The organism is Glycomyces sp. MUSA5-2 (assembly GCF_037034145.1).
In the GTDB taxonomy this organism is placed as follows: Bacteria; Actinomycetota; Actinomycetes; order Mycobacteriales; family Micromonosporaceae; genus Glycomyces; species Glycomyces artemisiae.
The window spans coordinates 140,187-158,254 of sequence record NZ_JBAGKG010000001.1; the positions used below are offsets into that span (position 1 = coordinate 140,187).

18 protein-coding genes are annotated in these 18,068 nt (G+C 70.8%); 6 read left to right on the forward strand and 12 right to left on the reverse strand.

Annotated features, from left to right (window positions below):
• Positions 1–59 precede the first annotated feature (59 nt).
• The 3 genes from WA640_RS00695 to hisF all read right to left on the reverse strand — a co-directional run bounded on the left by WA640_RS00695 (position 60) and on the right by hisF (position 4,579).
• Positions 60–1,838, reverse strand: a complete 1,779-nt coding sequence (locus tag WA640_RS00695; RefSeq protein ID WP_335985621.1) for an ABC transporter ATP-binding protein — start codon at positions 1,836–1,838, stop codon at positions 60–62.
• Positions 1,835–3,628 (reverse strand): ABC transporter ATP-binding protein, encoded by a 1,794-nt coding sequence (locus tag WA640_RS00700; RefSeq protein ID WP_442904670.1) that lies wholly within the window; start codon positions 3,626–3,628, stop codon positions 1,835–1,837. Before WA640_RS00700 ends, WA640_RS00695 begins: the two co-directional genes overlap by 4 nt.
• A 189-nt stretch (positions 3,629–3,817) precedes the next feature.
• Positions 3,818–4,579 carry an imidazole glycerol phosphate synthase subunit HisF gene (gene hisF / locus WA640_RS00705; protein WP_335985623.1) on the reverse strand — a complete coding sequence of 254 codons (762 nt, stop codon included), beginning with the start codon at positions 4,577–4,579 and terminating at the stop codon, positions 3,818–3,820.
• 82 nt (positions 4,580–4,661) lie between these two features.
• Here hisF and WA640_RS00710 point away from each other — a divergent pair, with 82 nt between their 5' ends.
• Genes WA640_RS00710 through WA640_RS00720 form a run of 3 tightly spaced genes read left to right on the forward strand, consistent with a single transcriptional unit; the run spans position 4,662 to position 5,965 of the window.
• Complete coding sequence (locus WA640_RS00710) at positions 4,662–4,898, forward strand: hypothetical protein (protein ID WP_335985624.1); 237 nt, start codon at positions 4,662–4,664, stop codon at positions 4,896–4,898.
• Positions 4,898–5,179, forward strand: a complete 282-nt coding sequence (locus tag WA640_RS00715) for a hypothetical protein (protein WP_335985625.1) — start codon at positions 4,898–4,900, stop codon at positions 5,177–5,179. The genes WA640_RS00710 and WA640_RS00715 overlap by 1 nt, the downstream gene beginning before the upstream one ends.
• A 21-nt stretch (positions 5,180–5,200) precedes the next feature.
• Positions 5,201–5,965 (forward strand): TetR/AcrR family transcriptional regulator, encoded by a 765-nt coding sequence (locus WA640_RS00720; RefSeq protein WP_335985626.1) that lies wholly within the window; start codon positions 5,201–5,203, stop codon positions 5,963–5,965.
• Between the two features lie 72 nt (positions 5,966–6,037).
• On the opposite strand, the gene WA640_RS00725 is transcribed toward WA640_RS00720, so the two are convergent.
• From WA640_RS00725 to WA640_RS00750, 6 genes are all read right to left on the reverse strand, one after another.
• A complete protein-coding gene (locus tag WA640_RS00725; RefSeq protein ID WP_106362306.1) occupies positions 6,038–6,448 on the reverse strand; it encodes an SCO5389 family protein in 411 nt (136 codons plus the stop codon).
• 131 nt (positions 6,449–6,579) lie between these two features.
• Complete coding sequence (locus tag WA640_RS00730) at positions 6,580–7,548, reverse strand: ATP-binding protein (RefSeq protein WP_335985627.1); 969 nt, start codon at positions 7,546–7,548, stop codon at positions 6,580–6,582.
• Positions 7,549–7,688: 140 nt separating this feature from the next.
• On the reverse strand, positions 7,689–8,600 hold the full coding sequence (locus WA640_RS00735) for an amino acid ABC transporter permease (protein WP_335985628.1): 912 nt from the start codon (positions 8,598–8,600) through the stop codon (positions 7,689–7,691).
• A 13-nt stretch (positions 8,601–8,613) separates the two neighbouring features.
• Complete coding sequence (locus tag WA640_RS00740; protein WP_335985629.1) at positions 8,614–9,270, reverse strand: amino acid ABC transporter permease; 657 nt, start codon at positions 9,268–9,270, stop codon at positions 8,614–8,616.
• A 77-nt stretch (positions 9,271–9,347) separates the two neighbouring features.
• Positions 9,348–10,280 (reverse strand): glutamate ABC transporter substrate-binding protein, encoded by a 933-nt coding sequence (locus tag WA640_RS00745; RefSeq protein WP_106362302.1) that lies wholly within the window; start codon positions 10,278–10,280, stop codon positions 9,348–9,350.
• A gap of 52 nt (positions 10,281–10,332) precedes the next feature.
• The gene (locus WA640_RS00750) at positions 10,333–11,085 is read right to left on the reverse strand and encodes an amino acid ABC transporter ATP-binding protein (protein WP_335985630.1); all 753 of its coding nucleotides are present in this window, start codon (positions 11,083–11,085) and stop codon (positions 10,333–10,335) included.
• A gap of 254 nt (positions 11,086–11,339) precedes the next feature.
• On the opposite strand from WA640_RS00750, the gene lipB reads away from it, so the two are divergent.
• Positions 11,340–12,038, forward strand: coding sequence for a lipoyl(octanoyl) transferase LipB (gene lipB / locus WA640_RS00755; RefSeq protein ID WP_335985631.1), 699 nt, complete (start codon positions 11,340–11,342; stop codon positions 12,036–12,038).
• A 67-nt stretch (positions 12,039–12,105) separates the two neighbouring features.
• Here the strand turns inward: lipB and WA640_RS00760 are convergent, their stop codons facing one another.
• Entirely contained in the window at positions 12,106–13,485 is a 1,380-nt protein-coding gene (locus tag WA640_RS00760) for an alpha/beta hydrolase (RefSeq protein WP_335985632.1), read from the reverse strand.
• A 167-nt stretch (positions 13,486–13,652) separates the two neighbouring features.
• Positions 13,653–14,444, reverse strand: coding sequence for an ABC transporter ATP-binding protein (locus tag WA640_RS00765; protein ID WP_106362299.1), 792 nt, complete (start codon positions 14,442–14,444; stop codon positions 13,653–13,655).
• Between the two features lie 209 nt (positions 14,445–14,653).
• On the opposite strand from WA640_RS00765, the gene WA640_RS00770 reads away from it, so the two are divergent.
• Together WA640_RS00770 and WA640_RS00775 are read left to right on the forward strand one after the other, a co-directional pair.
• Positions 14,654–15,718: an ABC transporter ATP-binding protein gene (locus WA640_RS00770; protein WP_335985633.1), complete on the forward strand. Its 1,065-nt coding sequence runs from the start codon at positions 14,654–14,656 to the stop codon at positions 15,716–15,718.
• A complete protein-coding gene (locus WA640_RS00775; RefSeq protein WP_335985634.1) occupies positions 15,715–16,737 on the forward strand; it encodes an ABC transporter permease subunit in 1,023 nt (340 codons plus the stop codon). The genes WA640_RS00770 and WA640_RS00775 overlap by 4 nt, the downstream gene beginning before the upstream one ends.
• 137 nt (positions 16,738–16,874) lie before the next feature.
• Here WA640_RS00775 and WA640_RS00780 read toward each other — a convergent pair whose 3' ends face one another.
• The gene (locus WA640_RS00780) at positions 16,875–18,044 is read right to left on the reverse strand and encodes an ROK family transcriptional regulator (RefSeq protein ID WP_106362296.1); all 1,170 of its coding nucleotides are present in this window, start codon (positions 18,042–18,044) and stop codon (positions 16,875–16,877) included.
• Positions 18,045–18,068: the final 24 nt, after the last annotated feature.

Here is an 18,068-nt window from a genome sequence, read left to right on the forward strand (position 1 = left end):
GCCCTTGAGATGAATGCGGGCCCGCTCGGTTTCCGAGCGGGCCCGCAGTGCGCCGTGCGTCAGTTGGAGCGGGTCTGCTCCACCCACGAGCCGTGGAGTCCCGCGTAGACCGAGCCGGCCTCGGCGGCGAGCTCGGCGTGGGGGCCGTGCTGGACGAGGTTTCCGGCGTCGAAGACGAGGACCTCGTCGGAGGTCTCGGCGGTCGAGAGGCGGTGGGCGATGATGACGGTGGTGCGGCCGCGGGTGACGGCGTCGAGGGCCGCCGAGAGGCGCAGCTCCGTCGCCGGGTCGACCGCGCTCGTGGCCTCGTCGAGGACGAGCAGGTCAGGGTCGGTCACGTACGCGCGCACCAGGGACACGAGCTGGCGCTCCCCCACCGAGAGGTTCGCGCCGCCCTCGCCCAGCTCGGTGTCGAGGCCCGCGGGGAGCGTCTCGACCCACTCGGTGAGCCCGAGTTCGGCGAACGCCACGTAGATCTCCGCGTCGGTGAGCTCGGGGCGGGCGAAGCGCACGTTGCGGGCGAGCGTGCCGTTGAACAGGAAGCCCTCCTGCGGGACCATCGTCACCCGGCCGCGCAGGGACGCGAACGTGACGCCCGTCAGATCCGCGCCGCCGAGGAGGACCCGCCCGGAGGTCGGGTCCATGAGCCGCGTCAGGAGCTTCGCGAACGTGGTCTTGCCCGAGCCGGTCTCGCCGACCACCGCGACCTTCGAATGCGCGCGGATCTCCACGTCGATGCCGTGCAGGACCTCCGCGCCGCCCGGGTACGCGAACCGCACGCCCTCGAAGCGGACCCCGAGGGGCCCTTCGGGAAGCGCGACGCCGTCGACCGGGTCGGCCACGTCGGGCTCGGTGTCGATGATGTCGAGGACCCGCCGCCAGCCCGAGACCGCGTTCTGCGCCTCGTTGAGCGTCTCGGTGCCGATGACCACCGGCTGCGTGAACAGCACGACCAGGAACAGGAACGCCGTCAGCTCCCCGACGGTCATCTGCCCGCCCGCGACGAGGAACGCGCCGAGGACCACCACGACCGCGTTGACGCCGAGGTACACGAGCTCGCCCGCGCCGAAGGAGAGGGCGGAGCGGCTGATCGCGCGGGTCTGGTCGCGCCGGTGCTCCTCGATCGACTCGTCGAGGCGCTCGCTCGTGCGCGCCCCGACCCCGTACGCGCGCACCGTGCCCGCGCCGACCACCGACTCGGCCACGGCCGACAGCATCTTCGACACCGAGCGCCGCACGCTCGTGTACGCCGACGCGAGGTGCTTCTGGAGCCACTTGATGAGCCACGTGACGGGGATGAACACGATCCACACGGCGATCGCGAGCTGCCACGAGTAGAACACCATGACCACGGTGGCGACGATGATCTGCGCCGTCGAGGTCACCAGGACCATGCCGCCCTGCTGGAGGAACTGGCTGATCTGGTCGATGTCGGTCGTCACCCGCGCGGTGAGCGCGCCGCGGCGCTCGGACTGCTGGTGCAGCATCGACAGGTCGTGGATGTGCCGGAACGTCTTGCGCCGCAAGGCGGCGAGCGCGTGCTCGGAGACGACGAACAGGCGCCGGTTCATGACGTAGTTCGCGGCGGTGGTCACCAGGAGCGCGGCGGTGCCGAGGGCGGCGACGGCGAACACGTACGGCAGGTCGGGCCCGCCGGAGCCGAGGAGGCCCTCGTCGAGGATCTTCTGCGCGCCCACGGGCACGACGAGGCGCCCGAGCGCGGTGACGGCGGCGAGGAACACGGTGAAGCCGATGCCGCGCCGCAGCTCGGGGGAGAGCTGGAGGCCGCGCTTGACGGTCTCCCACGGGCCGGTCTGGGTCTGGTCCTCGGCGGTCACGCCGCACTCTCCTCATCGAATTCGCGTTCGGCCTCGGCCCGCTCGTAGGCGGTGACGAGGTCGGCGTAGGGCTGGTGGGTGCGCAGCAGCTCGGCGTGCGGGCCGCGGGCGGTGATGCGGCCGCCTTCGAGGAAGACGACCTCGTCGGCGAGCGCGATGGTCGCGCGCCGGTAGGCGACGACGAGGACGCTGACGGCCTCGGCGGAGTCCTTGAGCCCGGCGAGGATCTGCGACTCGACCTTCGGGTCGACGGCGCTGGTGGCGTCGTCGAGGACGAGCAGGCGCGGCTCGCCGGCGAGGGCGCGGGCGAGGGTGAGGCGCTGGCGCTGGCCGCCGGAGAGGCTGGTGCCGCGCTCGCCGACCTCGGTGTCGAGGCCGTCGTCGAGGTTCGCGATGAACTTCTCGGCCCCGGCGGCGGCGAGGGCGGCCCAGAGGCGCTCGTCGGCGTCGGGCCCGGTGTCGAGGCCGGGGCGGCCGAGGCCGATGTTGGCGCGGATCGTGTCGTCGAAGACGAAGGGGATCTGCTGGACGAGCGCGGTGGTGCGGGCGAGGCTCGCGTGGGTGAGGCCGCGGAGGTCCTCGCCGTCGACGCGGACGGTCCCGCGGGTGGGGTCGACGAGGCGGGCGGCGAGGTGGGCGAGGGTGGACTTGCCGGAGCCGGTGGCGCCGACGAGGGCGACGGTGGTGCCGGGCTCGACGGTGAAGGTGACTTCGCGAAGCGCTTCGTGGCCGTCGGGGTAGGCGTAGGCGACGGCGTCGAGTTCGAGCCGGGCGGGGGCGCCGGACTCGGGGAGCTCCTTGTCGCCGTAGGCCATGTCGCCGGTGGCGGAGAGGACGTGGTCGACGCGGGCGCGGCCGACGACGGACCCGGGGAGGTCGCCGAGGACCCAGCCGATGGCGCGGACGGGGAAGGCGAGCACGGAGAACATGAAGGAGACCGTGACGAGCTGTTCGAGGTCGATCGCGCCGGCTTCGAAGCGGGCGAGGCCGACGAGGAGCGCGATGAGCACGGCGATCTCGGGGAGCCCGGAGATGGCGGGCTCGAAGGCGGCGCGCAGGCGCCCGACGCCGATCATGGCGTCGCGCAGCTCGGTGGCGGAGCCGCTGAAGCGCTCGGTCTCGGCGGCTTCGCGACCCATGGCCTTGACGACGAGGGCGCCGTCGAAGGACTCGTGGCCGACCGCGGAGACTTCGGCGCGCAGCTCCTGGGCGCGCTTGGCGCGGGGGGCCATCTTGGTGGCGAAGACGGCGTTGAGGGCGAACAGGGCGGGGAACATGCCGAGGGCGACGAGCGCGACGGCCCAGTCGATGGTGAAGAACGCGATCATCGCGATGACGACCATGAAGAGGGTGCCGCACGCGAAGGGGAGGGGCGCGAGGGGGCGGGTGGCGGCCTCGACGTCGGCGTTCGCGTTGGACAGGAGCGTGCCGGTGGGGTGCTTCTGGTGCCAGGAGACGGGGAGGGCGAGGTAGCGGCGGGTGATCTGGCGGCGCCAGATGGCCTGGACGCCGAACTGCATGACGCCCGCGCCGATGCGCCTGGCGCACATGGAGGAGAAGCGGACGATGGAGGTGCCGAGGAGCGCGGCGACGCCGAGGAGGACGGTGCCGAGGGCGACTTCGCCGTTCTCGTAGGCGGGGACGGCGATCCCGGCGACGACCCAGCCCACGACGTAGGACAGCAGGAGGGTCATGCCGGTGTTGATCATGGCCCCGGCCGCGCCGACGGCGAAGGGCTTGGGGGCGAGCCGGATCATGTCGCCGATGTTCTTGAGGCCGCGGGCGAGGATGCGCTCGTCCGCGCCGGCGGCTAGGTCGTCGGGTGCGGTGGCGGCGCCGGTGGGCAGCGTCATTGGGTCTCCGGTCAGGTGGGTGCGCCAGCGTGGTGTTGCGAGGCGGTCGCTAGCCGGGCGGCAAGCGTCCGGTGGCAATGATGCCTCGCGCGTCCGACAGTCGCCAACCCCTACCGGAGTCGTGGCCTATCGCACCGGGTGCCCGGCGGCCTTCAGCTCCTGCTTGACCTCGCCGATGGCGACGTCGCCGAAGTGGAAGATCGAGGCGGCGAGGACCGCGTCGGCGCCCGCGGCGACCGCGGGCGGGAAGTGGGCGGCGGCGCCCGCGCCGCCGGAGGCGATGAGGGGCACGTCGACCGCGGCGCGGACGGCCGCGATGAGCGGCAGGTCGAACCCGGCCTTGGTGCCGTCGGCGTCGATCGAGTTGAGGAGGATCTCCCCCGCGCCGAGCCCCGCGGCCCGCGCGCACCACTCGACCGCGTCGATGCCGGTGCGCCGCCGCCCGCCGTGCGTGGTGACCTCCCAGCCCGAATCCGTGTCCGCGCCGGAGGCGACGTCCGCCGAGAGCACGAGCACCTGGTTCCCGAAGCGGTCGGCGATCTCGGCGATGACCTCGGGCCGGGCGATGGCCGCGGTGTTGACGCCGACCTTGTCGGCGCCCGCGCGCAGGAGCCGGTCGACGTCGTCGGGGGTGCGGACCCCGCCGCCGACGGTGAGCGGGATGAAGACCTGCTCGGCGGTGCGCGCGACGACGTCCATCATCGTGCCGCGGTCGTCGGAGGACGCGGTCACGTCGAGGAACGTCAGCTCGTCGGCCCCGGCCGCGTCGTAGGCGGCAGCCAGCTCGACCGGGTCGCCCGCGTCGCGCAGGTTCTCGAAGTTGACGCCCTTGACGACCCGCCCCGCGTCCACGTCCAGGCAGGGGATCACACGCACCGCAACAGTCACGCAAAGAAGACTACAGGCACGGGCGTGTCGCGCTCCGCGCGATTCGGGGCCGGAACATACGATTCCTGATATGGTTGCACTCATGAAAACGATCACGGTGAATGTCTCAGATCATGCGTACAAGCAGTTGAAGGACGCCGCCGAGCGGGACGGGACGACCCTCGCCTCGTTCGCGCGCCCCGCACTTGAGAAGGCTGCGTACGCCGCCAGCCTCGCCAAGTTCGCGGGCCCGGACGGCACCGGGCCCCACTACGACCCCGAGTACATGGCGAAGTACCAGGCGGATGTCGACCGAGTCATCTACGGGGACAACGGCTGATGCGGCCGGGAGAGATCCGCGACCGGCTCGACAACGACCAGATGGGGCCGGTCGTGGTCCTCAGCTCCGACCTGTTCAACACCGCCATGAACCGAGTGCTCGTCGCCCCGCTGCTCGCCACGCCTGACATGGCCGCGAGCATCCCGGTGAAAGGCGGCCACTTGGCTTTCCCCCTGATCCTTTCGCTTCCCCCGGTGGCTCTCAGCGAGCCCCGCGGCCGCATCGACGACGCCGACCTCGACGAAGTCCACGGCTACCTCGCCGGAGCGATGACCCGCTGACCGAGAAGTAGGATCGCCTTTGTGAGCGCCTCTGCTTCCGAACCCGATCAGGCCGACGCGTCCGCCCGCCCCTCCAGCAAGGGCGAGCGGACGCGGCAGCGCATCATCGACACCGCCCTCGACATGTTCGCCGAGCGCGGCTACGACAAGACGACGATGCGGGCGATCGCGGCCGAGGCCGGGGTTTCCGTGGGGAACGCGTACTACTACTTCAAGTCCAAGGAGCACCTGATCCAGGGCTTCTACGAGCAGGCCACGAACCGGCACGCCGAGCTGACGCCGACGATGCTGGAGGGCAAGGAGACGCTCGCGGAGCGGATCGAGGCGGCGCTCTTGGCGTGGCTCGACATCGCCGGGCCCTACCACGCGTTCGCGGGCCAGTTCTTCCGCAACGCGGCCGACCCGTCGAGCCCGCTGAGCCCGTTCTCGGAGGACTCCGGCGAGAGCCGCGACCGGGACATCGCGCTCTACCGGGAGGTCCTGGAGGGCTCGAAGACCAAGGTGCCCAAGGACATGGCCGACATTCTCCCCGAGATGCTGTGGCTGCACCAGATGGTGGTGGTCCTGCACTGGGTGTACGACAACTCCCCCGGCCAGGAGAAGTCGAAGGAGCTGGCGCGGCGCACCGCGCCGCTGGCCGCCCGCGTCGTGGCGCTGTCGCGGCTGAAGATCCTGCGGCCCCTGGTGAAGCAGGGCGAGGAGCTGGTGCGGGACTTCCTCATCACGCGGCGCCCCGGGCACTACGGCCCGCAGCCCGAGGACGGACCCGAGGGCGGGGCCGCGTAGCCCGAAGGGCCGCCCGGACGCCGTTGTCCTTGCGGCCCTTCGGTGGTGCGGTACGTCGTCGGCGGTGCGCCGCTAGCAGTCCTTCAGCTCGGGCGACTGGTTGAGCAGCTGCCCGCGCGGCGAGGTGAACTTGCGGTAGGTGTCCGAGTCGACCTCGGAGACCGGGAACGCCGCGATGCGGTGGCAGTTCTGGAAGGCGAACTTGACGCCGTGGTGGCGCTCCAGCGCGGCCCGCATCGAGTCCGAGGCGAGGGCCCGCAGGAGCTGGCCGCGGGCCTGCTCGTCCGGCGGCGGCGTGGTGTTGTCCGCGAACTGGGTCGACCCGGAGGACGAGACGACCCCGTTCTTCAGGTCGTCGGCGACCTTCGCGAAGAGGTCCCACGCGAACGGCAGGGACTGCTTGATGCAGTCCAGGAACTCCGCGTCGGTCACCTCCCCCGCTTCGGCCTTGCTGAGCAGGTCTTCAGAGACGTCAAGGGACATGCGTACTCCTCTCGGTTCGGAATCGGTTCATTGTGCTGTCGCACGTGCCCTTCCGCTGTCGGGTACTCGACGCAGACGGGTCCGGCGCCCCCGGGCGTCCAGAAGGGGCCCGGGCGCGGCCAAGGGCGGCCCTAGTGGACGGGCGCGTTCAGGAGGTGCTCGCCGAGGACGAAGTCCGGGACGATCTGGTCGGCGAGGTCCACTCCGGCGCGGTCGTTGCCCCAGGCGAGGGCGGCCTTGCGGTGGAACTCGTGGGCCTGGCGGGTGAACTTCGCCCAGTCCTTGCCCGCGGCCGCGGCCCGCTCGCGCGCGGCGTCCACGACGGCGAGGTTCTCCGGTTCGAGGTCGGCGACAGGGCCGACACTGCCGCGCTCGGCGGCCTTGACGTACTTCGAGCGCGCGCACCAGCCCAGGAGCGCGTCCCCGACGTGCTCGCGCAGGAACGCCACATCTTCCCGATCGTCGATCTTGTTGCCGATCACCGAGATCCGCACATCGTAGTCCTCGGCGTAGCCCAGGTACTGCTTGTAGACGCCCACGGAGCGCAGCGTCGGCTCGCACACCAGGAACGTGTGGTCGAAGCGGGTGAACATTCCCGAGGCGAAGGCCTCGGCGCCCGCGACCATGTCGACCACGACGAACTCGTCGGTGCGGTCCACGAGGTGGTTGAGCAGCAGCTCGACCGCGCCGACCTTCGAGTGGTAGCAGGACACGCCGAGGTCGTCCTCGACGAAGCCGCCGGTGGCGGCGAAGCGGATGCCGTCGTGCGCGGTGAACAGCTCGTCGAACAGCGGGTTCGACTCGCGCACGGTGACCAGGCGCGAGCCGGGCCCCGGCGGCGTGGTCTTGAGCATGAGGTCGGCCGAGGGCACGAGCGGGTTGGTCCCGCGCAGGTAGTCCTTGATGTCGGCCAGGTGCTCCCCCAGCACCGGGCCCATCGCGGCGGCCTCGGCGTCGAGTCCGAGCGCCGCGGCCAGGTGCTGGTTGATGTCGGCGTCAATGGCCATCACCGGGTGGCCCAGCGCGGCGGCGCGCCGCGCGAACAGCGAGGCCATCGTGGTCTTGCCCGAGCCGCCCTTGCCGACGAAGGCGAGTTTCATCGTTCCGGTCCCCCACCAATTGAAAATGGTTGTTGATTTCAAGAGGGAGCCTAGCAGGCCGCGAAAACGACTGTCGCTCATACGGAAGGGCCCCGCCTGCCGGAGCAGACGGGGCCCTCTCAGGTCGTTCGTACGGGGTGTCAGACGACGGTGCCGGCGGTGCCGCCGGCGACCACCGATTCCAGCTGCGCGGCGGCCTTGGGGGCCGCGGTCTTCTTGCGCATGCGTCGCTCGGCGAAGACCACCATCTTCGAGAGCGCGTACGCCATCGCGAAGTAGATGAGCGCCGCGATGATGAGCGCCTGGAGGAAGGAGTTGCTGTAGTCGCGGCCGATGATGTTCGCCGAGTGCAGCAGCTCGGGGTAGGTGATCACGTAGCCCAGCGAGGTGTCCTTGAGGAGGATCACCAGCTGCGCGAGGACCGCCGGGAGCATGTTCCGCAGCACCTGGGGCAGCACGATGAGGCGCTGCACCTGCCCGTGGCGCAGGCCGATCGCCTGGCCCGCCATCGCCTGGCCCGGGGGCAGTGCGTTGACGCCGGCGCGGAGGATCTCGGCGAGGATCGCGGCGTTGTAGATGCCGAGGCCCAGGACCAGGAAGGTCAGGCGCCGGGCCTCGCCGCTCCATCCGAGCGTGTCGGTGGTGAACCCGAAGTGCCCGTCGATGGTGAAGGAGACCCAGATCAGGAGCACCAGCGGCAGCGACCGGAAGAACTGCACGTAGACCGTGGAGGCCGCGCGCGTCGGCAGGAACCGGGAGATCCGGCCGAAGCCGATGAAGACACCGAGCACGAGGGCGACCAGCGAGCCCAGGGCGAACGCCACGAGCGTGTTGACGATCGCCGGGATCCAGGTGGTCTCCACCACGAGCGCGTCGAGCGGGTTGACCCAGCGGGAGGACTCGAAGAAGCCCTCGCCGTAGAGCACGTAGGCGACCCAGCCGAGCACGCCGAGGATGACGACCGCCGAGGCGATCGCGGCGATGTTCGCGTTGCGCCGCCCCTTGGGGCCGAGCGCGTCGAACAGGACGGTGGTCTCGTTCTTGCTGTTCACGATTCGGCCCCTCTCACCGGACGAAAGCGGTGCGCTTCTCAGCGATCCGCACGAGGTAGCTGAGGACGAAGGCGATCAGCAGGTAGCCGACCGTCACGCAGATGATGACCCCCCAGAGGTCGAAGCGGCTCTGGGTGTCCTCGATGAGCCGCCGCGACCGGGCGGTGAGTTCGGGGACGCCGATGGCGAGCACCAGCGCGCTGTTCTTGACCAGGGCGATCAGGAGCGAGCCGAGCGGCGGGATGACCGCGCGCACGGACTGCGGCAGGATCACCGAGCTCAGGGACTGCCCGAAGGTGAGCCCCAGCGAGCGGGCGGCCTCGGCCTGGCCGAGCGGGATCGAGTTGATGCCCGAGCGCATGGTCTCGCCGACGAACGCGCCGGTGTACATGCCGAGGCCGAGCAGGGCCCAGACCCAGTTGTCCGCCACGATGCCGACCTTGGGCAGGCCGAAGTACATGATGAACAGGACGGCGAGCAGCGGCACGTTGCGGAACAGCTGCGTGTAGGCGTTGGCGGCCCAGCGGGCGGGGAAGGCGGGGCTGACGTGCATGACCACGAGGACCATGCCGATGACGAGCGCGATGGCGTAGCTGGTGAGGGTGACCCACACGGTGGTCCACATACCGGCACCGAGGGCCTCGATCATCAGGTCGAAATTGTCGAACAAGCGGACTCCTCCATAAGGCGGGCGGCGGCGGCCGACTGCGCGGCCGCCGCCGCCTCACCGAACGGTTGCGAAGGGACCTAGTACCGGTTCGGGGCCGGCAGCGGGTCCGGGACCGGCATGCCGGCGGCGCCGAAGGTCAGGTCGAACGCCTTCTGCCAGTCGCCGTTGGCCAGGATCTCGTCGATCATGTCGTTGACGAAGCTGCGCGCGTCGGTCTCGCCGAGCGGCATGGCCACACCGTAGGGCTCGTCGGTGAAGATGTTCGACGAGTCGAGGACGCGGAAGGCGTCGGGCTTGTCGACGGTGAAGCCGTAGAGGATGGTCTCGTCGGTGCTGACGGCGTCGGTCTGGCCGTTCTCCAGGGCCTCGGCGCAGGCGGCGTAGTCGGCGAGCGGCGTGATGACGGCGTCGGGGTTCTCGGCCTCCAGGTTCGCGATCGAGCCGGAGCCCTCGGCGATGCACACGTTCTTGCCGGCGAGGTCGGCCACCGAGTTGATGTCCGTGTTGTCGGCGGCGACCATGACGTTCTGGCCGGTCTGGAAGTACGGGCCGGCGAACTCGAACTGGGTCAGGCGGTCGGGGTACATGGAGTACGAGGCGATGACCGCGTCGACGGTGCCGTCGTTGATGTACGTCTCGCGGTTCTGCGAGGTGGTCTCGACGAAGACCAGGTTCGCGTCGTCGCCCTCTTCGACGACCTCGCCGAAGATGTAGGTGGCGAGGAGGCGCGCCATCTCTGCGTCGAAGCCCTCGATCTTGCCGGTGGCGGTGTTCTTCTGGCCGATGAGCGGCTGGTCGAACTTGACGCCGACGGTGAGCACGCCCTTGTCCTGGATGTCCTGGATGTAGCCGGCGGGGATCTCCGCGGCCTGCTCCAGGGAGTACGAGCCGACTGACTCCTCCAGGGACTCCTGCTCCTCGGCGTCCTGGCTGGCCTCGCCGGAGCAGGCGGCCAGGGACAGCAGGCCGGCGGCCGCAATCGCGGCGGCGGCCTTGCGGAATGCGCGCATGGCTGTTTCCTTCCTTATGGGTGGGGCTGACAGTGTGGTGTTCGGGTGCGGCTCAGTGGGACATGACCTTGGCGAGGAAGTCCTGCGCCCGAGCGGTCTTCGGGTCGTCGAAGAACTCGTCGGGCGGCGCGACCTCCACGATCTGGCCGTCGGCCATGAACACGACGCGGTTGGCGGCGCGGCGGGCGAAGCCCATCTCGTGGGTCACCACGACCATGGTCATGCCCTCGCGGGCGAGGTCCTGCATGACGTCGAGGACCTCGTTGATCATCTCGGGGTCGAGCGCGGAGGTCGGCTCGTCGAACATCATGAGCTTGGGGTCCATGGCCAGGCCGCGGGCGATGGCCACGCGCTGCTGCTGGCCGCCGGAGAGCTGCGAGGGGAAGGAGTCGGCCTTGTCGGCCAGGCCCACCCGCTCCAGGAGCTGGCGGGCGCGCTCCTCGGCCTTGGCCTTCGGCGTGCGGCGCACCTTGATCGGCCCGAGGGTGATGTTCTGGAGGACCGTGAGGTGCGCGAAGAGGTTGAAGTGCTGGAACACCATGCCGACGTCGGCGCGCAGGTTGGCGAGCGCGCGGCCCTCGGCGGGGAGGGGCTTGCCGTTCACGGTGATCGAGCCGGCGTCGACGGTTTCGAGGCGGTTGATGGTCCGGCACAGCGTGGACTTGCCGGAACCGGAGGGTCCGATGAGGACCACGACCTCGCCGTCGTCCACGGTCAGGTCGATGTCCTTGAGCGCGTGGAGGTTTCCGAAGTGCTTGTTCACTCCTTCGATGGAGACCATCGGAGCCTTCGGCGTTGCTTCCATTCGTATCCCTGTGGTCGTGTGGAACCCTCGACTGGCGCGGGGCGAGCGGATTGGGCTTTAAATACCTTAGGAATAGTAGTGTGACAGCTCACGCCGGGTCACCGGGGCGGCCGTGGGCCGCAACTAGTCGGCAATTAAGTAACGGCATCATAAACGAGGACCTGCCCATAACGGGCACGACGCACGCCTGGAACAACCGTGACGCACGCGGCTGAAGCTGGCCGCCGGGGCGCGCGGAGGACTAGGGTCGGATGATGACCGCATCAGTGGGAGCCGACGGCGTCGACACCGCCGGGACCAGCACGATCAGCACCGTTGAAGGCATCACGGTGGAGCAGCGCGGCCTCATGGACTACCAGGAGGCGTGGGACTACCAGAAGGAGCTCCAGCAGCGGCGGATCGACGACGAGATCGGCGACACCGTGCTGCTGCTCCAGCACCCGAGCGTGTACACGGCGGGGCGGCGCACCGAGACGTGGGCGCTGCCGCAGGACGGGACGCCCGTGGTCACGACCGACCGCGGCGGCCAGATCACCTGGCACGGGCCGGGCCAGATCGTCGGGTACCCGATCATGAAGATGCGCAACAAGGTCGACGTGGTCGGCTACGTGCGCCGGGTCGAGGACATGATCTCGGCGGTGTGCCACGAGATGGGCGTGTCGTCGGCGCGCGGGCGCCTGCGGGACCGCACGGGCGTGTGGCTGCCGGAGGACGAGCGCGGCCCGGAGCGGAAGATCTGCGCGATCGGCGTGCGGGTCCGCTGGGCGACGACGATGCACGGCTTCGCGCTCAACTGCAACCCGGACATGAGCTACTGGGACCGGATCGCGCCGTGCGCGATCACCGACGCGGACGTCACGAGCCTCTCGCGGGAGCTGGGCCGGGACGTGACCGTGGACGAGGTGCTGCCGGTCGTGAAGAAGCACCTGGGGCTGCTGCTCGAACGCGACTAGAAGACGGAAGTGGGGAACGGGCGCGGCCGGCGGCCGCGCCCGTTTCCGCGTCTCGCGCTCCGGCGCCCTAGGAGCAGGCGTCGTTCGGCACGGGCTGCTCGTCGGAGAGCTGCGGGTCGCCGCCGAGGAGGACCTGGAGGATGTTGTTCCAGGCGTCTCCTTCGGGGTAGAAGACCTCGGAGTGGGAGTGGACGCCTTCGATGGTCTTCCCGGCGATGCCCTGCTCGGCGAGGCTCCGGCCGTAGTCGTCGACCGCGCCGGGGGCGTCGGAGAGGCTGCCGGTGGCGAGGGTCTTCACGCCGGGGAAGTCGTCGGGGTCGGCGCCGTGGCCCAGGAGCGGGACGTACGGCATGCCCTGCACGTAGGAGATCGGGTCGCCGGGCGCGGTGATGGAGTAGCGGGTGCGGCACGGCTCGGTGTAGTCCTCGGGGCTGTACACGTCGTTGCCCATGCCCGCGGAGGCGATGTGGAGGACCTGGTCGGCTTCGAGGTCGTAGGTCTCGGCGTAGCCGATGACGGCGCCGCCGTAGGAGTGGCCCATGAGGGTCAGGGGGCGGTCGCCGATCTGGTTGCGCAGGTCGAACGTGAAGGACGCGAGGCTCTCGGCGGCGACCTGCGACCAGGACGCCCAGGACTCCTCGACCCACCCGGAGGGCCAGGACGCGGCGGCCCACACGACGATCGCGAGCTCCCCGTCGGAGGCGTCCACGAAGGACTTCGCGCGGTGGTAGTAGAGGTCGAAGTTCTCGCTGGAGAGGACCGCGGAGCCGCCGGGGACGAGGACCGCGACGTTCGCGGCGGTGTCGAGGTCGCCGACGACCTCGATCCAGGAGCCGTCGCCCGCGTTGTTGTACGGGTCGAGGTAGAGGAATTGGCGGCCGGAGCCGATGAGGCGCTGGAGCTCCTCGCGGGGCGGGCGCTCGGCGTCGCCGGTCCAGGGGCGGTCGGGGCTGGCGTACGCGGTGGAGGCGGCGGTGGTCGCTTCGAGGACGATCTGGTTGGCGGCCATGCGGGCGTGGAAGGGCGCGCCGGGCATCTCGGCGATCGCGGAGGGGTAGAGGACCGCGAGCCACGCGGTCTGCTCCTCGCCGAGGCCGGTGAAGAAGTCGTTCACTTCGAGCGGGTCGAGGCCGCCGCCCGCGTCGTAGAGGGCGGCGAGCGCGGCGCCGAGTTCGCCGGAGTCGGCGGTGGGGACGGCCGCGACGAGCTCGGCGGCGGTCGCGGGGTCGGCGAGCGCGGCGTCGAGCGCGGCCTGCGGGTCGTCGCCGCCGACGGGTGCGCTCGTGCGCATGGCGGCGAGCTCGGCGGTGGGGTCGGCGGCGAGCACGGGCACCGCGTGGAGCTGCTCCGCTTCGGCTTCGCCGAGGCGGGTCAGTCCGGCGAGGTACACGAGCGCCAAAACGGCGACGGCCGTCAGGACCGTCGCACGCCACCACCGGAATCTCACCGGCTCAGCGTAGCCGAGCCGGGTGCGTGGCGGCGAACGCTGCGCGTGTGAGAACGGTCGGCGGGCAGGGGCGGAGCCGAGGACCGGCGAACCGCGGGCCCCCGGTCAAAACCCTGGCACGGGGGTCCGACAGGACGAGACCGGCCGGATTCCCGTGAGGGCGTGAATTAGGCGGCGGTGGCGGTGAAGCGGTTGCCGTTGGCGGTGAGGGTCAGGGGGAGACCGAAGGCTTTGGAGAGGGTCTCGGAGGTGAGGGCCTCGGCGATCGGGCCCGCCGCAATGACGCCGCCGTTGGAGAGGACCAGGGCGTGGGTGAAGCCCGGGGGGATCTCCTCGACGTGGTGGGTGACGAGGACGAGCGCGGGGGCGGCCTCGTCGCGGGCGAGTCCCGCGAGCGTGGCGACGAGCGCTTCACGGGCGCCGAGGTCGAGTCCGGCGGCGGGTTCGTCGAGGAGGAGCAGCTCGGGGTCGGTCATGAGCGCACGGGCGATGAGGACGCGCTTGCGCTCGCCCTCCGACAGCGTCCCGAACAGGCGGTCGCTGAGCTGGGCGACGCCGAGCCAGCGCATGAGCGAGGCGGCGCGCTCGTCGTCCTGCGGGTCGTACTCCTCGCGCCAGCGGCCCATCATGCCCCAGGCGGCGGTGCGGACCACGTCGAACGCCTTCTCGTCGCGCGGGATCGCGTCGGCGACCTGCGTCGTGGTGAGGCCGATGCGCGGGCGCAGCTCGAACACGTCGACGCGGCCGAGGCGCTCGCCGAGGATCTGGACGACGCCGGAGGTGGGGTGGTTGCGGGCTGCCGCTAGGTTGAGCAGCGTCGTCTTCCCCGCACCGTTGGGGCCGAGGACGACCCACCGCTGGTCGGCGTCGACTTGCCAGTCGACGCCGTCGAGGAGCTGGTTGCCGCCGCGTCGCACGGTGACGCCGGACAGGTCGAGGACGCGTTCAGACTGAGCCACGGGTCAATGAAACCACGCGCCCCCGACGGCCGGGCACAGGCGGGCCTTGAGGTGGGAGTAGGACACACGGGCGAGCCCTCACATCGACCGGGCGGACCCGCGGCGTTCCGGCGGCCGTGCAACGGCACGGCCTCCGGCGGCGTCTCTTGTACGTGCCTTGCACGCCGCCGCGCCCGCGGCGGCGCCGACCCCCGACTGGAAACGAGTTCATGCCCCCCATCATCGAGATATCGGGGCTGCGGAAGACGTATCGACGGAGCTTCCGCCAGCCGCACAACGCGTTGGACGGCCTCGACCTTGAGGTCGCCGCGGGCCAGGTGCACGGTTTCCTGGGCCCCAACGGATCCGGGAAGACGACGACGCTGCGGGCCCTCCTGGGCCTCATCCGCGTCGACGGCGGGACCATGCGGATCTTCGGCCAGGAGGTGCCGCACCACCTGCCGCAGGTCGTGGGGCGCATCGGCGCGGTCGTGGAGTCCCCGCAGTTCTTCAAGCACTTCTCGGGGCGGCTGACGCTCCAGCTCCTCGCCGAGAGCGCCGGGGTCCCGAAGGAGCGCGTCGAAGCGGTCCTGGAGCAGACCGGCCTGCGCGACGCCGCGAAGTCGGCCGTCAAGGGCTACTCGCTGGGCATGCGCCAGCGCCTCGCGGTCGCGCAGGCGCTGCTGAAGCAGCCCGAGCTGCTGATCCTCGACGAGCCCGCGAACGGCCTGGACCCGGCGGGCATCCACCACATGCGCGAGCTGCTCCAGTGGCTCGCGCACGAGCAGGGCGTCACGGTCGTGGTGTCCTCGCACCTCCTGTCGGAGGTGCAGCAGCTGTGCGACTCGATGACGATCGTGTCCCGCGGGCGCCGGATCGTCGACGGCTCGGTGGCCGAGATCATCGCGGGCCACTCGGGGGCGTCGCTGAGCGTGCGGTTCCCGGACGCGGCGTCGCTGCCGGAGGCCGCTGATGCGCTGGTGAACGCGAAGCCGGAGGTCGGCGCGGTCGTGGAGCGCGACCGCCTGGTCGTGACGGGCGCGCCGGAGGCGGCGTGGGTGACGCGGACGCTCGCCGACGCGGGGATCTACCTGTCGGAGCTGGTGACGCAGACGAAGAACCTGGAGTCGGTGTTCCTGGAGCTGACGGGGACCGCCCCGCAGCCGGGACAGACCGTCCAGGTCGGGCAGTCCGTGGAGGTGCCGCAGACGGCGGCGCCGATCGAGGTGCCGGTCGCGGTGACGCCCGATGCCGGGCCCCAAGCCGGAACCGAAGCCGAGGAGGCGCAGCGGTGAACCTGTTCAAAGCGGAGCTGCGGCGCATCGCGCGCCGGCGCCTGACCCTGGTGTTCGGGATCCTCCTGCTCGCCGGCGTGGTGGGCCTCGCGGTGATCCTGGCGTCCATCTCGACGGAGGGCCCCGACGAGGCGGCCCTCGCGGAGGCGCAGGCGCAGGCCGACGAGATGAACGAGCAGAACCCCGACTACCTGGACTGCGTCGAGGACGAGAACTACTTCGAGGACAACGAGATGTACGGCTGGGTCGAGACCGACCCGGAGTACCAGGGCATGAGCCACAAAGAGGCCTGCGAGCACGCCGTGGGCGGCTGGTGGGCCGAGGACTTCCTCTGGACGTACACGTTCAACTTCGCAGATGAGGGGCCGTTCATCATCGTCGGCGTCATGATCGTGGCCGGCCTGGTCATGATGCTCCTCGGGTCGTCGGCGATCGGCGCCGAGTGGTCGAGCGGCGGCATGTCGAACCTGATGGTGTGGCACCCGAACCGGATGCGGCTGTGGGGCGCCAAGCTCGGCGCGGCGCTGACGGCGTGCGCGGCGGGGGTGGTCGTCCTGGCGGCGCTCGCGTTCGGCCTGCTGGTGCTGGTGGCCTCGCTGCGCGGCGAGGTCGGCGCGCTCAACGGCGTGTGGTGGGAGGACACGCTGGAGCTGGTGCTGCGCACGGGCGTGCTCGCCCTGGGCATGACCCTCCTCGGCGCGTCGCTGGCGATGCTCGGGCGGCACACGGCCATCGCGGGCGGCGTCATCGCGGGCTACCTGATCATCGGGGAGCTGATCGTGAACATGGTGTCGATGAACCTGTCGATGGACTTCCCCGAACGCCTGTCGCTGTACACGTGGGTGGGCGCGTGGATCACCGGTCGGATCGAGTTGGTCGGCGGATACACCGGTTTCAACGACATGACCCCCGACGTCATGGTCATCACCTGGAGCGACGCCGGGGCCCTCCTCGGCGGCATCGTCCTGCTGTTCGCCGCGCTCGCGACCTGGTCCTTCCAACGCCGCGACGCCGCTTAGCAAGCGTCACAATGAGACGCCGCCCACGACGCATTGCATCGTGGGCGGCGTTTGTCGTACCTGCATGTCAGGGTCTTGAACCGGGGGCCCGTGATTCGCGAGTCCTCGGCTCTGCGGGTGCCCGCGATTCGGTCGACTCAGTCGAAGAGGCTCTCGCGCACCGCATCCAGGCCGTGGAGGATCGCGCCGCGCATGATCGGCTCCTCGACCACGGTCCCGGCGACGACGCTCGGCGTGACCGGGGCAAGCTGGGAAGTCTGGGCCGCAACCCTTCCGGCGAGTTCGAGGCCGCCCGCGTAGCCGACCGGGCCGCCGAGCACGACCACCGTCGGGTCAAGCAGCACGCACACCGCGACGATGCCGAGCGCGATCCCGCGCGCGATCTCGTCGAGGCACGACGCCCCCTCCGGCCCGGCCGCGAGCGCCGCCGTCAGGACGTCTTCCGGCTCAGCCGCGTCGAAGCCGTGCTTCGCGCCGATGTCGAGGACCGCGTCGCCGCCGATGACCCGCTGGTACGAGCCCTTCGACAGCCGGGTCACGACGCCGCCCGTGGGCAGGTCGCCGCCCGGCACAGGCAGGAAGCCGATCTCGCCCGCCGCGCCCGAGGCGCCGCGGTAGAGCCCGCCGTTCAAGATGACGCCGAGACCCAGACCGCCGCCGAACCACGCGTACACGAAGTCCGAGGCGCCGCCCGCGCCACCGGAGCGCTGCTCGGCGATCGTCGCCAGGTTCACGTCGTTCTCGATCGCAACGGCGGGCGCGAACTCCTCGTTCAGCGCCGTCCGCAGGCCGCGGTGCCAGGCCGGGAGGTTCCACGAGAAGCCGATGTCGCCGCTCGCGGGGTCGATGACGCCGGGCGTGCCGAGCGTGATCCGCCCGACCTTGCCCATCTCGATCCCCGCGTCCGCGACCGAGTCGGTCACGACCCGGCGCACCACCGCGACCGGATCCGTCGACCCCTCCACGTCGATCTCCGCGCGCCCCACGATGCGGCCCGTGAAGTCCGCGCAGGCGCCCTTCGTCGTCACGGGCCCGACCTCAACGCCCACAACGTAAGTGAACGTGGGCACGGCCGCGTACAGCGAGGCGTTCGGCCCGCGCCCGCCCGATTTGGAGCCGACGACCTCGACGAGGCCGCGGGTCTGGAGGCGCTCCATCATCTGCGAGGCGGTGACCTTCGACATGGAGGTGCGCTCGGCGAGCTGGGCGCGGGTCTGCGGCCCGTCCTCCAGCAGCAGCTTCAGCGCGGCCTGGTCGTTGAGGACGCGCAGCAGTTTGGGCACCCCGGGGGTGTGGCTCTTCGGCATTCGTACTTCCTTCTCCTCCGAGCC

Coding starts and splice junctions, on each gene's coding strand:
- WA640_RS00710 (WP_335985624.1), top strand. CDS start 4,662: ATGAAAACGATCACGGTGAATGTCTCAGATCATGCGTACAAGCAGTTG.
- WA640_RS00715 (WP_335985625.1), top strand. CDS start 4,898: ATGCGGCCGGGAGAGATCCGCGACCGGCTCGACAACGACCAGATGGGG.
- WA640_RS00725 (WP_106362306.1), bottom strand. CDS start 6,448: ATGTCCCTTGACGTCTCTGAAGACCTGCTCAGCAAGGCCGAAGCGGGG.
- WA640_RS00730 (WP_335985627.1), bottom strand. CDS start 7,548: ATGAAACTCGCCTTCGTCGGCAAGGGCGGCTCGGGCAAGACCACGATG.
- WA640_RS00745 (WP_106362302.1), bottom strand. CDS start 10,280: ATGCGCGCATTCCGCAAGGCCGCCGCCGCGATTGCGGCCGCCGGCCTG.
- WA640_RS00750 (WP_335985630.1), bottom strand. CDS start 11,085: ATGGAAGCAACGCCGAAGGCTCCGATGGTCTCCATCGAAGGAGTGAAC.
- lipB (WP_335985631.1), top strand. CDS start 11,340: ATGACCGCATCAGTGGGAGCCGACGGCGTCGACACCGCCGGGACCAGC.
- WA640_RS00770 (WP_335985633.1), top strand. CDS start 14,654: ATGCCCCCCATCATCGAGATATCGGGGCTGCGGAAGACGTATCGACGG.
- WA640_RS00780 (WP_106362296.1), bottom strand. CDS start 18,044: ATGCCGAAGAGCCACACCCCCGGGGTGCCCAAACTGCTGCGCGTCCTC.